This window comes from Bacillus sp. SRL337, from assembly GCF_984799155.1.
The window spans coordinates 77334-91208 of record NZ_OZ481793.1 but is presented as its reverse complement, the minus strand read 5'-3'; the positions used below and the strand labels follow the sequence as shown (position 1 = coordinate 91208).

The window sequence follows — 13875 nt, the reverse complement described above, 5'->3', positions numbered from 1 at the left end:
GCAAGGCTGGTGTCTTTATTTAACGATTATTCTTTCTTATCATCTTCAGCCGGCTCATTTGATGTTGTTTCCGTTTCATCCTTCTTCTGGATGTTTACTTTCACATCATCATTTTTGGCAGAAGCCTTATCAGGTTCACCGTAAGCGCGTTCCGGAAGTTTGCCATGATCCATTAGATGCTTGATCTGGCCTGCATCCAATGTTTCTACATCTAATAATGTTTTAGCAATAAGCTCCAGTTTTTCGCGGTTCTCTGTAAGAATCTTTCTCGCTCTTTCATAAGATTCTTTGATGAAACGCTGAATTTCAAGATCGATCTCATATGCAATGGCATCTGAGTAGTTTTGTTCATTGTTAATGTCTCTTCCAAGGAATACCTGTCCGCCTTGTGCAGAACCGAATTGCAGCGGTCCAAGCTTCTCACTCATACCGAACTCGGTAACCATTCTGCGGGCAATTCCTGTAGCACGCTGGAAGTCATTATGGGCTCCTGTGGACACTTCACCAAAGATAATTTCTTCGGCAACACGTCCGCCAAGCAATCCAGTGATTTTATCGAGCAGTTCAGGCTTTGTCATGAAGTAACGGTCTTCTTTTGGAAGCATCACCGCATAACCGCCAGCCTGCCCGCGCGGCACGATTGTTACTTTGTGAACCATATCTGCCTCATCCAGGATAAGACCGATTACTGTGTGACCGGCTTCATGGAATGCAACAATTTTACGTTCTTTTTGTGAAACAACCTTGCTCTTCTTGGCTGGACCTGCAATGACGCGGTCAGTTGCTTCATCAATATCGCCCATATCGATTTTCTTTTTATCAGAACGGGCAGCTACCAGCGCTGCTTCGTTCAAAAGGTTTTCCAAATCGGCTCCGGAGAATCCAGGCGTTCTCATTGCAATGGCTTTCAAGTCTACGGACTCATCAAGCGGCTTGTTTCTTGCATGTACACCAAGTACGGCTTCACGGCCCTTGACATCAGGACGGTCAACCGTGATTTGACGGTCAAATCGGCCAGGGCGCAATAAGGCTGGATCCAGGATGTCCGGACGGTTTGTCGCAGCTACGATGATGATTCCTTCGTTTGCTCCGAATCCATCCATTTCAACCAGCAACTGGTTCAACGTCTGCTCACGTTCATCGTGGCCTCCGCCAAGACCAGCTCCACGCTGGCGACCCACGGCATCAATCTCATCAATGAAGATGATACAAGGGGCGTTTTTCTTTGCGTTTTCAAACAAGTCACGAACACGCGATGCACCGACACCGACAAACATCTCTACGAAGTCGGAACCACTGATAGAGAAAAACGGTACTCCGGCTTCTCCGGCAACCGCACGGGCAAGCAAGGTCTTACCTGTACCCGGAGGTCCTACAAGAAGAACGCCTTTAGGAATACGAGCGCCGACTTCCGAGAATTTCCTCGGGTCTTTAAGGAATTCCACGACTTCGACAAGTTCGTTTTTCTCTTCATCGGCTCCGGCAACATCTTTGAAGCGGACTTTTTTCTTCTCTTCGCTGTAAAGCTTGGCTTTACTCTTACCGAAGTTCATGACACGGCTTCCGCCGCCCTGCGCTTGGTTAAGAAGGAAGAAGAAAAGAATGAAGATGATGACAAACGGTATGATTGTGGTAAAGAAAGATACCCATCCGCTTGTTTCCTTAGCCATCAAGACATCGACTTCGATGCCATTTTTTGCTGCAGCTGCATTGACACGTTCCAATACCCCTGCATCATTACCCAATACATTTGTAAGGAAGTATTGTTCCTCACTATATCCAGTCAGTTTCCCTCTCACCTGATAAACGCCTCGTTCAGGCTGAATCGAGAATGACTCTACCTCACCATCTTCCAAGTGAGTGATGAATTCGTTATATTTAATGTTTTCTGTTGGCTCGTTGCTGTTGTTAAAGTAACTCACCACACCTATTATGACGAGAAAAACTAGTAAGTAGAATATGGTGTTACGAAAGATCCGGTTCATCCCTTACCTCCTCCCACGGTAAAAAAGCTATATAAAATAGTATCATAGAAAATCATGGTATTACAACAAATTAGCTGTCTTGAACGATATATGCTTACCGAAGCATATTCTTCATTAGAATATACTTATTCGCTGGTAGTATACACCTCAGGTTTTAGAACACCGATATAGGGCAGATTACGGTATTTTTCTGCGTAATCAAGGCCATATCCGACGACAAATTCATCCGGCACCAGGAACCCGACATAGTCTGCCTTGATATCCGCTTTTCTTCCGGACGGCTTATCCAATAGCGTCACGATTTTGATGGACTTTGCTTTACGGTAACGGAACAGTTCAACGAGATAACTTAAAGTCAAGCCGCTGTCGATGATATCTTCGATGATGAGGATGTCCCTTCCTTCTACCTTAGTGTCAAGGTCTTTGACAATCTTGACTTCTCCAGACGAAACGGTTGAGTTCCCATAACTGGAAACATCCATAAAGTCCATTTCCAAGTATGTATCCATACGTTTAAGCAAGTCGCCCATAAAAGGCATTGCACCTTTTAAAACACCGATTGCCAAAGGAAAACCATCCTTGTATTCCTCAGTAAGCCCTGCGCCCAGTTCCTTGATTTTCTCTTGAAGTTCTTCTTCTGAAATAAGCACTTTCTCAATATCTTTGTTCAACACTTGGTCTGCCTCCTAGGAAGATGTTTGCTCTGAAAAGATTAACCTTAGAAAGTCACTCTTATCACCTGATTCATTACTTGCCAGTGATGAGACTTTCAGATTGGGAAGCCAGAGGATCTCTCCATTATTATCCTCGACAATGGGCCATGTATCCCTGAGTCTGGCTGGTATCTTTTCATCGATAAATATATCTTTTACCTTTTTGGTACCATTCAACCCTTTTACTTTCATACGGTCACCCGGATTTCGGTTCCGTATCCTGAATGGTAAAGCGACACTCGACTTTTGGAAAAAGACGGAATCTGTATTCAGGGAATGCTGGTCAGCTTCCAGCAAAGTGAAAGCTCGCTGGTCAGGCAATTCAATTCTCTCACCTATGTTCAATGTATAACAAAAATCAGCAATGCCCTCTGCTTTTCCCTCAAATGTGAGTCTGCATTGATCATAGGAACGGATTGCTTTAAGGCTTCCCGGAAGGTCGAGACTCAGTGAGGGGCTGTCTTTCCATATTATTGCTAACACATCTTGAATATGTATAGATGATAATGATGAAGGCCTTGCCTCGTAAAGATAATTTAATATTAGATGAATCACTCTTCTTTGTAAAGGAAGAGGCATCAACCGAAATGCATGTATATCAATAACGGCCTCATCCTCTGTTTTCGTAAGGACACTATCCAGTTTTTCTTCTGCCATTGCAAGCAAGAATGCCTCATCTTCAGCCGTTTCTTCACTAAATTGTTGAAATTTATGATGAACCTGTGGATTCTCCTCCTTGAGGAACGGCAGCACTGCATGACGGAACCGATTTCTGGTATAGTCAAGCTTTTCATTGCTTGGATCAAACCTCGGCTCCAGCCCCTTCTCAGAACAATATGAAGTGATCTCTTCCTTTGAAAGACAAAGAAGCGGGCGGATAATCTCTGCGCCGTGGAAGTCTCTCTTAACCGGGATTCCACTCTTTAACAAACCACTGCTTCCCCTCGTCAACCTCATTAAGATCGTCTCGACCTGATCATCACCGTGATGGCCAAAAGCAAGCTTTGTATATCCTTCCTCTTTAATCAGCCTTTCAAACAGGCTATACCTGACGTTCCGGGCACCTTCCTGCAAGCCTGTCTTCCGTTCATCCAATAGCCCTTGTACATTCACACTTTCTCCATAGAAGGGTATGCCCATCTTTTCACATGTCTTTTTCACAAAGAGAAGTTCTTCATGGGATTGCTCTCCCCTGAACATATGGTCAACACACACAGCAGCTACCTTTGCATCCCAAAGCTTCTTATACTTGTTCAAGAAATAAAGAAGAGAAAGCGAATCCGGACCTCCTGAAACGGCAGCCAGTATGGAGTCTCCATCCTGGATTAAATTGTGTTTCTTAATAAAGCCTGTAACTTTTCCTTCATAAGTCTGCATAATGCCTCATCCTGAACTTTTTCCTCTTATTTTACCAGTATTACGATCTCATTTCACTTTCCTTCCTAATGACAATACACCTATAATAGCTCTCCATAGATATAAAGCACATACAGAAGTGACACAATCAGAACCACCAGGACGGTTTCAAGGAACCCGCCTCCCGACTTCTGTTTCTTGATCTGCTGTCGTGTGGCATTCAGGGTACTCCGAGAGGGGGGTGCAGCTGCCTGCTTATTCTGTCCTGATCCCGTTCTTACTGATAAGGTATTCAGCATGGCCTGGCGCATTTCATGAGCAGAAGTGAACCGGCCTTCAAGAGCACCCATGATAGGTCCCCTGAACTTCTTCAGTTCAGGCTTTGCCATCACCGCATTCTGTAATTGCTCTATTCCCCCGGTGCCGCTCTTGTTAAACCTTTTGGGATAGGAGAGGTTAATAAGAATCATGGCAGCTGAGAATAAATCATATGTAGGTTCAGCTTTCCTGGAATGCCCAAGCCAGTACCCTCTGTCAAAGAACTCTGTGAACTCCTTGATGGCTCTCCCCTGCATTGTGGTCCCGCCGACATCGATACAGCGGATTTTATATGGCGGCCCTGTCACAATCAGGTTATCCGGCTTCAAGTCCCCGAAAACCCAGCCTTCGTGATGAATTCGATCCAAATCGTTCAGGAGCTGCACAACCAGGACACCTGTCCACGAAACTCCTTTGTTCTGCACGAAAGTGAGAAGATCCGGTCCCTGAATATACTCCATCACATAAAAGGGGATTTTCTTTCCGCTGATTTCCCAATCATCCACATCAAGCAAAGAAGGCCCAAGGGGGGCTCCTTGGACCTTGGCAAAAGCCTTCAACACATTCACTTCAGAAGTTACCGACATCGAACTGTCACTCATCTTCAGCGCTACATAGTCTGTACCAGTCTGAGCAAGGTAGACGATTCCGTTGGCTCCGTATCCAAGTTCTTTTACAATCGTATATTGTTGGTTATGCCACTTGCCGGTAATTCTCGTTCCCGAAGAAAATTTATATTGTTTCTTCAAAGTATTGTTCATCATCACGTGAGAGCAAACCCCTTAATGAACGTTTTTTCTTGAAAGAGGAAATGGCTTCGCTGATTGCAGGGCCTGTTGGTGTAATGCCTCCTGAAGACAGTTTGGAAAAAACGCTCGTCAGCGACTCAAGCTTTGGCGTCCAGTCCAGCAATTTTTCGACATCTTTTCTTTTCCCGGGAAATACGAAGACCGAAAACATGTTATCCCCCATTCTTGCATTCATGCTTAGAGACAGGTCCAGCAAGGCTTCTTTCACGGTTGGGAGCTTATGTTTCATACTCGCTGATGTATCGACAAGAATCAACACTTCAAGGTCGGCTGACTCTCCCAGTTCATCGACCACTTCCATCACCTCGCCGCGCTGTTCCGGCGGGAGTTCTTCCATGGATGTGTGTTTCCCTAATATCTGCTTCAATTCTTTGTTGACAACCCCCTGCAGGGTTTGAGTCATCGCTTTTCGTGTAACCATTTGGACAGTCTGTGAAAGCTGCTGGGCATATACTACTTGGCTGACGCCTCCGCCAGACATGGCAATTCCCTCAATCTCTTCCATGCCTCTTTCGTCAATTGCATCATTCTCCATAACCCCGATAACATTGATCGTGATCCCTTGTTCTTTTGCCAGTGCCGCCATCGCCACCGGATCCTCTCCTTGATTGGAACACCCATCCGTTATTAATAGAACTTGTCGAAGTGTACCTGTCTTCAACAGATTCCCCTCCTCTAACTTAGTTTGTTACCATCATCGCCGGATTAGAAGGGAAATATACTATAAAAAGCGAAAGCGGCCGTTCAGCGCCGTACAGATTGGAGGGCTCCTGCATGAGATAAAGGAATCACAACGAGCAAAGCGAGTTGATGATGACTTATCGCAAGAAAGGAGACCGAAATCTGCTAGGCGCTGGCCGCTGGAGCTGGATTGACTAAAAAGCGGAAGCGCCTTGTTCAGCACCGACAGGCATAAGACGAGCCGGCAGGAAGGTTGCTCTTTAACCTTCTTGACGGATTGGCTTATGACCCCGAGGGGCTAGGCGCTGGAGCTGGATTGACTAAAAAGCGGAAGCGCCTTGTTCAGCACCGACAGGCATAAGACGAGCCGGCAGGAAGGTTGCTCTTTAACCTTCTTGACGGATTGGCTTATGACCCCGAGGAGCTAGGCGCTGGAGCTGGATTGATAAAAAGCGAAAGCGGCCGTTCAGCGCCGTACAGATTGGAGGCCACTCGCATGAGATAAAGGAAACACGACGAACAAAAGTGAGTCGATGTTGACTTATCGCAAGGAGAGAGGCTGAAATCTGCTAGGCGCTGGCCGCTGGAGCTGGATTGACTAAAAAGCGGAAGCGCCTCGACCAGCACCGACAGGCATAAGACGAGCCGGCGGGAAGGTTGCTCTTTAACCTTCTTGACGGATTGGCTTATGACCCCGAGGAGCTAGGCGCTGAAGCTGGATTGACTAAAAAGCGGAAAAGCCCCGCTGGCAGGTGAGACCAAGATTCCCACTGGAACGCACCCCCGCGGATTCGTGTGCCTGGAGCGGAAATCAACTAAACTATAAAAAGCAGCAATAATTGCGAAAACAGCCACTATAAAAAACTAAGCCCTTACTGTCTATTTACTAAGAAACCCCATTCCTACCTCTCAATGTGCCAGACTTTCATTCACGATACCTGCTCCTTCCGCCTGAATTTTTGAACGGGGATGGAACTCCACTTCGGGATATTATGTTTGATTTTTGAAACGACAATTGTCATATCATCTTCTATTTCACCTGACCTTGTCCTGATCACTTCCTCCATAATGATATCTGCCATGGTTTGCGGATCCTCTGTATCTACTTCTTTTATTTTCCGTTTCATCCATACGTCATAGTTTTCCACGTGTCTTGGTCCTTCAAATACTCCATCACTCATCATAATCAACAGGTCGCCTGCCTTTAACTGCTCACTGACTACATCGACATCGAATTCATAAAAAATACCCATCGGGAGGTTCCCAGCCTCCACCTTCACCACCTTGTCCCCTCTTTTTATAAAGCTCGGGGTAGAACCGATTTTCAAAAACTTTGAAGAAGCATCCTGTAAATCAATCATTGCTAGATCAAGTGTCGAAAAGATTTCATCATTGGTCCTTAGGGACAAAATCGAGTTGACCGCTTTTATCGCTACTTTTTCCTCTATACCCGATTGTAAAATTTTCTGCAGCAGACTCAGGGTTTCATTGCTTTCATAATGGGCACGTTCTCCATTCCCCATTCCGTCGCTGATGGCAACAGCATACTTACTGGCACTCAATTCAATCATTGAGTAGCTGTCACCGGATATCAGCCCTCCTCCTTTGGCAGCATGAGCCACTCCTGTATCCACTACATATGCCTTTGCTGAGCCGAATGTCAGTTGACAATGCCCGCTAGGAAACGCTGCGGGATCTTCTCTCTGCACAATAATATTTTCACCAAGAATATCGGATAACATTGGGGCGATCAGTTTTTCACCCTCTCCATGCCCATTTCCATTAGGCAAAGCCATTTCAATATCTACATTTCCTTTATCTAACGAATAGATTTCGACATTTTCTATATCTATACCAAACTCCTGCAGGGACTCCAGGATTTGTTCCTCCTGCTGTTGGTGATTCTCTCTCTCTCTTTGAATCTCCCTTGCAAAGTCTCCCATCACTTCAGATACTCCCAATAATTGATCAGCAACAAGCTTACGGCTCTCCTGAACCTGTTTCTTCAACTTCAGATTGGCTTGGTAATACGTCAATTCCTGGGATATGACTTCCTGTACCTTTTTAGAACGGACACAATGCTTTTCTAATTCTCTCCCCACCTTTCCATTCATCGGGACATGCCCCTGATCGACTTCATACATCACATCTTTCATCAAATCATAGGTTTGGTTAAAATTCCTTGCCCAGCACTGCTCTTTCTTGAAGCATGTCTGGCACGTTTTTTCTGTTACGTTACTCAAAAATTGATCAAATTCCCTCTCATCCACATCATCATTCTCCACCTGTTCCTCCAGGTTGATAAAACTGTTTGATAACGCCTGGAAGACAGATGAAAATTGTTCCACCCTGCTTGCTGTGACATCACGTACTTTCCGGATATATTGCTGCTGTTCCTGGTTGTATTCAGCTGTTCCCGGGATATGCTTGGCCAATTTTGTCGTAAGGGCAGCAGGTGTCAGCAATAATAGCAGAATGGCAACCCCTGATTCATATAGCGTTTTGGTCAATGAAGTATCACTTTCCCCGTACATTCCGATCAAAAGCGTAGCGATCAGAAGACCAATCGCCGCTCCCGCCTTTTTTCCCTCTTTTAACAAGCCGCCTAATAGGCCTGAGAAGGCAAGCAGACTCATTTGATAAAAACTGGCCACGTTGGCGAGACTGAAAATCAACCCCGTTACCACCCCCACGGTCGAACCGACAGTAGCACCGGCTACAAATGAAAACAGCAAAACGAGATATCTGGATAATATATGTTCGATGGAAAGATTGTAAACTGACCAGCCGATGGTCCCTGTCATGACGGAGGCCAGCAGGATAATGAGACTTACAACCTCTTCTGTCTTCAATGATTTCTTCCGTTTGCTGATGGAGAAAAGCGGCACACTTTGGATGAAAATAAGCGTCAAAATAAAGGAAAGGACCGCTTCCACTCCTGCCATCGCTCCACCATATACAGTCATGACTTGTCCATTTATTATGTAGTCAAACGCAAGATTTGCCGCTATTGTTGTAAAAAACACAAAATATGGTACAGCTTTCAGCTCATTTTTTTGAAACTTCCTTGTAATCCTGAAAAAAAGGAGGAATAAAATTGTACTGGCAAACGTATACGTAATATTAGTAATCGATAATGTGAGCGATCCGGCCAGCAGTCCCATTAAAGCGACGGGAGCACGGTCTCTTCTAACCATGTAAACAGCGGCGAAAAACGGCATGGCAAATGGAGTAAGATGCGACAGAATCAGTGCACGTCCAAGAAGAAAGCCCAAACCGAAGAGAACAAACCCTTTCTGTACGAAAAACCACTCGATTTTCTGCATAAGGGTTTTCACCCCCATAGAGAACTCCGATTTCGTATGTTCTATGTCTACTTTCCCCACTGATTCCATCACACTTTGCTCAACTTTTTCCATCCTTATCCTCTCCCCCTGTTCTTAATCGTTGTGAACATTATAATGCGGACAACTTTAAAAGTTTGTCAAAACAAGGGCTTTGATTAAAAGAATAGTTCGACTTCTTTCTGCGAAATGGCTAATAAGCTGTAGAGACTCATTTGAAGTACTCTGATTGACACAGCAATACCTGCCGGGAAAAACCAAGGCCAAACCACCTGACATATTTCTTAAAAAATCTGTTGACAATTTTTTTATTCCTATGTATTATATTACTTGTGTCTCAGAGACATTTTGAGAATATGGCGGTGTAGCTCAGCTGGCTAGAGCGTACGGTTCATACCCGTGAGGTCGGGGGTTCGATCCCCTCCGCCGCTACCATATTATATTGGCCCGTTGGTCAAGCGGTTAAGACACCGCCCTTTCACGGCGGTAACACGGGTTCGAATCCCGTACGGGTCATAGTTGAAAAACACGGCAGGAATCCTGTCGTGTTTTTTGTATTGCAGCTACGAAAAATTCATCCGCTATATAATTTATTGCTCCGATCACGTATATCCATTGGACAATCATGTATAAACGGACAAACAAAAAACAACCAGCTGCTTTCCAAGGTGAAATGCAGATAGTTGTTCTCAACAGGATTCTGTGAACCTAATCTATAAACCTGCTATATAAAAAAAGACAGCAAGTCAGCCTCTCTTTGCTCCTCGGCCGCCACGTTTGGATTCTGTATGGCGTTTTAATGAAGATAAACGGTCTTCACTATCTTTCAGGAAACGCGCCATCTTCTGTTCAAAGTTCTCTTTTGTGCGAGTGTCATTCATTTTGTTATTGCGTGGACGCTGAGGACGCTGCGGGCGTTGCGGGCGTTCCGGCTGGTCTTTAGCCTTCCGGATGGATAAACCGATCTTTCCATCTTTCTCAACATTAATGACCTTCACCGTTACTTCGTCACCGACTTTCAGATGCTCGTTGATATCCTTGACATAATTGTCGGCAACTTCACTAATGTGGACAAGACCTGTTGCACCTTCCGGCAATTCTACGAACGCTCCAAAATTTGTAATCCCTGTTACCTTACCCTGTACCTTGCTGCCTACTTCAATCGACATAAAAAGAATGCTCCTCCTTAGAATGATAAAAAATAAACCTTACTTCATATTATAGCCAAATAAAAAAAAGAGTGTCAATAAGACTACTCTTCTTCTTCTTTTTTCTTTTCCGGCTCTGGAATATTAAAAATAATTTCTCCTTCATCTGAAAGAAAATAATCTCTGCGGGCCAATTTGGCGATATATTCATCATCATTCAGTTTAACAATTTCATCTTCGAGGATTGCCTGCTGCCTTTCAAGCTTCTCCAATTTGGCTTCCATCTTTGCTTTTTCTGCTTCTTTCTCTTCCAAGACCGAAGCGCGTGAGATGAGGGTCGAGACAAGAAATCCGCTTATCGCAATGGCAAAAATAAATAGTAATGCCAACCGGCGGAAAAGCTTCTTTTTTCTGTGATGGCTGATTTTCTTCTTTAATTCCTGCTGTCGTACATAAGCATTTTCCATGGACGTTATATTTCGTTCCCTGCTCATCTCTTGCACCTCCTTTATCTCTTAAACCATTTTTTCACCATTGTCTTAATTACTTTTACAAATGGAAATAAATATCCTGCCAATTTATTATATAACTTCTCGACGAATTTTTTAAGATTTTTCGGGATAAGGCTCGAAATTAATTTTACCACCCATAAGAGTGGAGTAAACACGATTTTCAATATGGCAATAATTGCTTTTGTTAGCGCGGAGATAACGGCCCATATTCCTTTCCCAAAACCAATGAGGATGGTCACAAGGAGCAGTACCAACCATTTTATCGGCGAATATATAAGGTTCTTCACCATTTTCACTAAGAAATTGTAGAAGGAGATACAGCCTTGAATGGTCCTTTCCAGGAGTGCCTTATAAAGTGCCTTAAGGAGGGCCTGATAGCCGGCGAAACCGCACAGTAAAGCGACAAAAATGTAAAAACGCACCTCTCCGAAATTGACGGAAAACAGGATGTAGAAAATAAAAAGGGCTTGCAGGATCCAAAACAATACATCGTTCAGGAAAACAAGCCAGCGTCTTCTTATCTTTCTATTGAGAAAACGGTTATACGTATCCAGAGTCGCTCCAAAAACACTGCCCATGCCGACCATGGCCAGCATGGTATAAAATTGAACAGAGAGTGTCATCGGAATAGTTTGCTAAAGAACCCTTTAGCTTTTTCTCCACTTTGTTCGTCTAAATAGACGATATCAAACACCTTCCCCTTAATGGAAACGACACCTTTATCTACATCCAGGTTCTTCATTTGCAGATTCTGGCCCCTGATGGACAGGAACCCCATCACTGTTTCCAGCAGGAATTCTTCATTATCAAAGCTTTCTACCTGCTTCACTCCTGAGATATCCAACAGGCGTCTGCCTCTCATCATGACATCATGTTCCTGCGTCGTTCCTTTATTACTTCCATTATCCTGATACTGATTCATTTTCATCCCCCACATTCACAAAGTACAGGCTTTGTAATTATATGTATGCGGCAGGAAGGAAAATAGAACAAGCCTTCACATTACCCTTCTTCTGTCACTCTTTCTTCTCCGGTGATGGTATACATCGTACCTGCGTCTTCTTTTCGCGTGGATTCTTGCAGACGGTCCACCTTAGCAGTTACCACTTTTTGACCGAAGCGGATCTGTAGTTCGTCTCCCACTTTCACGTTGGAGCTTGCCTTCGCCTGCAGACCATTTATCGTGATTCTGCCTTTGTCGGCGACCTCCTTTGCAAGTGTCCGCCGTTTAATCAAACGCGATACTTTTAAAAACTTATCTAGACGCATTGTTGCCATTATCAATCTCTCCTTTGATTTTAAAGCTGATTTTGTGCTTTTTTTATAGAAGGTTGTGCCTGCTGCTTTCTTCTTCAGATATGTGAATCCCCGGGTCGGGCGGGGAACTAAAATGGAAGAAGGTTGATGTTCACCAGCCGCTTGCCTTTGAAGCGTGAATCGCAATGAGAGAGACCGAAATCTGTCAGGTGTTGGCCGCAGGGGGACACCCGGATCGAGTCCCAATCACCCAAAGGAATGATTGACTATGTGTCTGGTCAGTGAATTCCTTTTGCTTTTGCTTCATTCCAGAACTGGTCCAATTCATCCAAAGAAAATTCCTCGAAGCTCTTCCTGCTCCCCTTCACCCTCTGTTCCACATAGGAGAATCTGTTGAAGAACTTATTATTTGCCATCGCCAGTGCTTCTTCGGGATGGATTTTATAAAAACGGGCGATATTGACCAGAGAAAACAGCAAATCGCCAAATTCACTTGCTTGGGTGTGTTTATCTCCTTTCGCTGCTTCAACACGGAATTCCTCTATTTCTTCGTTCACTTTTTCCCAAGCATCATCCGCCAACTCCCAGTCAAATCCGACTTTAGCGGCTTTTTTCTGAAACTCATAGGCTTTCATCAAGGATGGGTAACCTTTGGCAATCCCTTTAAGTAGAGGCTTTTCCTGTTCCCCTTTTTCTGCCTTTTTGATCGTTTCCCAATTAGCCTTTACATCGTCTGAGGTTTCCACTGTCACATCTCCGAATACATGAGGATGGCGCCGGACCATTTTCTCAGCAACCGCCTCAATTACTTCATTGATCGTGAACATCCCTTCATCTTCACCGATTTGAGCATGGAGCATGATCTGAAGCAGGACATCCCCCAACTCTTCAATGATATGATCTGTATCTTCTTCCTCGATCGCTTCCAATAATTCATATGTTTCTTCTATTAAATACTTCTTCAGAGAATGATGGGTCTGCTCGATATCCCAAGGGCAGCCTCCTGGCCCCCGCAAACGTGCAATGATATGCCTGAAGGTGGAAAACTGCTTGTATTTCATGGCCATCTCAGCTACAGGAGGGACATATAGGCTTGTGAGATTATTCAATTGGACTTCGCGGTCCAGTTCGACCAGAGGTATCGTTTTGACCAGCTCATTTTTCGTTCCTGCCGCTGTGACGATTTTTACCTTGTAATCATACGGATATAATTCCATCAAAGTCAGTTTGGTATCTGATGCGACAAAAGCATCATAGACCTGACCAATGATCAGATGCTGATCCATCTTGATATCTTCCAAATTCAAATCAGTGCCATCCAGCAGCTGGAAGCCCTCAATCGGATCTGCTTTGACAGCTGCAAACAATGGATCAAGGAAACTTTGCCCGCCTATGATATCAAGCTCGAACCCTTCCTGTTCCGAATCTTCAATTAGAAGCTGAACCGTTTTTTCGGCTACCAGGGGATGACCTGGAACTGCGTAAAGAATCTCGTTATCCTTTGCCTTTTCTTTTAGCTGCTTCACGATTTCGGTATAAACCTTTTCAAAACTATCATGTTGTTCATAGACAGAATCAAAGGATTCAAAGGCAAAGCCTTCTTCTTTTAACTGTGCCACGACAGGATGATGTTCCGTGCGAAGATATATGTTCCTCTTCCCTTTAAGCTGCTTATATACACCGAGTGGCAATTGGTCCATTTCACCCGCGCCCAGCCCGGCAACTGTAATTTTATGCATACCCTACCTCCAG

Annotated in this window: 12 protein-coding genes and 2 tRNA genes; 2 read left to right on the top strand and 12 right to left on the bottom strand. The window is 44.5% G+C overall.

Going from position 1 to position 13875, the window contains the following annotated elements; all coding sequences use genetic code 11:
- Positions 1 to 26: 26 nt before the first annotated feature.
- From ftsH to spoIIE, 6 genes are all read right to left on the bottom strand, one after another.
- Positions 27 to 1985 (bottom strand): ATP-dependent zinc metalloprotease FtsH, encoded by a 1959-nt coding sequence (gene ftsH / locus AC4E8A_RS00430; protein ID WP_490196254.1) that lies wholly within the window; start codon positions 1983 to 1985, stop codon positions 27 to 29.
- A gap of 125 nt (positions 1986 to 2110) precedes the next feature.
- Positions 2111 to 2659, bottom strand: a complete 549-nt coding sequence (gene hpt / locus AC4E8A_RS00425; protein WP_490196253.1) for a hypoxanthine phosphoribosyltransferase — start codon at positions 2657 to 2659, stop codon at positions 2111 to 2113.
- A gap of 12 nt (positions 2660 to 2671) precedes the next feature.
- Positions 2672 to 4075, bottom strand: a complete 1404-nt coding sequence (gene tilS / locus AC4E8A_RS00420) for a tRNA lysidine(34) synthetase TilS (protein ID WP_490196252.1) — start codon at positions 4073 to 4075, stop codon at positions 2672 to 2674.
- Positions 4076 to 4155: 80 nt separating this feature from the next.
- Positions 4156 to 5136: a protein kinase domain-containing protein gene (locus AC4E8A_RS00415; protein WP_490196251.1), complete on the bottom strand. Its 981-nt coding sequence runs from the start codon at positions 5134 to 5136 to the stop codon at positions 4156 to 4158.
- On the bottom strand, positions 5105 to 5842 hold the full coding sequence (locus AC4E8A_RS00410; RefSeq protein WP_490196250.1) for a vWA domain-containing protein: 738 nt from the start codon (positions 5840 to 5842) through the stop codon (positions 5105 to 5107). The genes AC4E8A_RS00415 and AC4E8A_RS00410 overlap by 32 nt, the downstream gene beginning before the upstream one ends.
- A 949-nt stretch (positions 5843 to 6791) precedes the next feature.
- Positions 6792 to 9281 (bottom strand): stage II sporulation protein E, encoded by a 2490-nt coding sequence (gene spoIIE / locus AC4E8A_RS00405; RefSeq protein WP_490196249.1) that lies wholly within the window; start codon positions 9279 to 9281, stop codon positions 6792 to 6794.
- A 283-nt stretch (positions 9282 to 9564) separates the two neighbouring features.
- Between spoIIE and AC4E8A_RS00400 the strand changes: the two genes are divergently transcribed.
- Both AC4E8A_RS00400 and AC4E8A_RS00395 read left to right on the top strand, forming a co-directional pair.
- Positions 9565 to 9641 (top strand) — tRNA-Met (locus tag AC4E8A_RS00400).
- A 9-nt stretch (positions 9642 to 9650) separates the two neighbouring features.
- A tRNA-Glu gene (locus AC4E8A_RS00395) sits at positions 9651 to 9722 on the top strand.
- 230 nt (positions 9723 to 9952) lie between these two features.
- On the opposite strand, the gene AC4E8A_RS00390 is transcribed toward AC4E8A_RS00395, so the two are convergent.
- The 6 genes from AC4E8A_RS00390 to yabN all read right to left on the bottom strand — a co-directional run bounded on the left by AC4E8A_RS00390 (position 9953) and on the right by yabN (position 13862).
- Entirely contained in the window at positions 9953 to 10375 is a 423-nt protein-coding gene (locus tag AC4E8A_RS00390) for a S1 domain-containing RNA-binding protein (RefSeq protein ID WP_490196248.1), read from the bottom strand.
- Positions 10376 to 10458: 83 nt separating this feature from the next.
- Positions 10459 to 10848 carry an FtsB family cell division protein gene (locus AC4E8A_RS00385; RefSeq protein ID WP_490196247.1) on the bottom strand — a complete coding sequence of 130 codons (390 nt, stop codon included), beginning with the start codon at positions 10846 to 10848 and terminating at the stop codon, positions 10459 to 10461.
- Positions 10849 to 10862: 14 nt separating this feature from the next.
- Positions 10863 to 11489: a spore cortex biosynthesis protein YabQ gene (gene yabQ, locus AC4E8A_RS00380; RefSeq protein ID WP_490196246.1), complete on the bottom strand. Its 627-nt coding sequence runs from the start codon at positions 11487 to 11489 to the stop codon at positions 10863 to 10865.
- A complete protein-coding gene (gene yabP, locus AC4E8A_RS00375; protein WP_490196245.1) occupies positions 11486 to 11788 on the bottom strand; it encodes a sporulation protein YabP in 303 nt (100 codons plus the stop codon). The genes yabQ and yabP overlap by 4 nt, the downstream gene beginning before the upstream one ends.
- An 80-nt stretch (positions 11789 to 11868) precedes the next feature.
- A complete protein-coding gene (locus AC4E8A_RS00370) occupies positions 11869 to 12135 on the bottom strand; it encodes an RNA-binding S4 domain-containing protein (protein WP_490198731.1) in 267 nt (88 codons plus the stop codon).
- 266 nt (positions 12136 to 12401) lie between these two features.
- Positions 12402 to 13862 (bottom strand): bifunctional methyltransferase/pyrophosphohydrolase YabN, encoded by a 1461-nt coding sequence (gene yabN, locus AC4E8A_RS00365; protein WP_490196244.1) that lies wholly within the window; start codon positions 13860 to 13862, stop codon positions 12402 to 12404.
- Positions 13863 to 13875 lie beyond the last annotated feature (13 nt).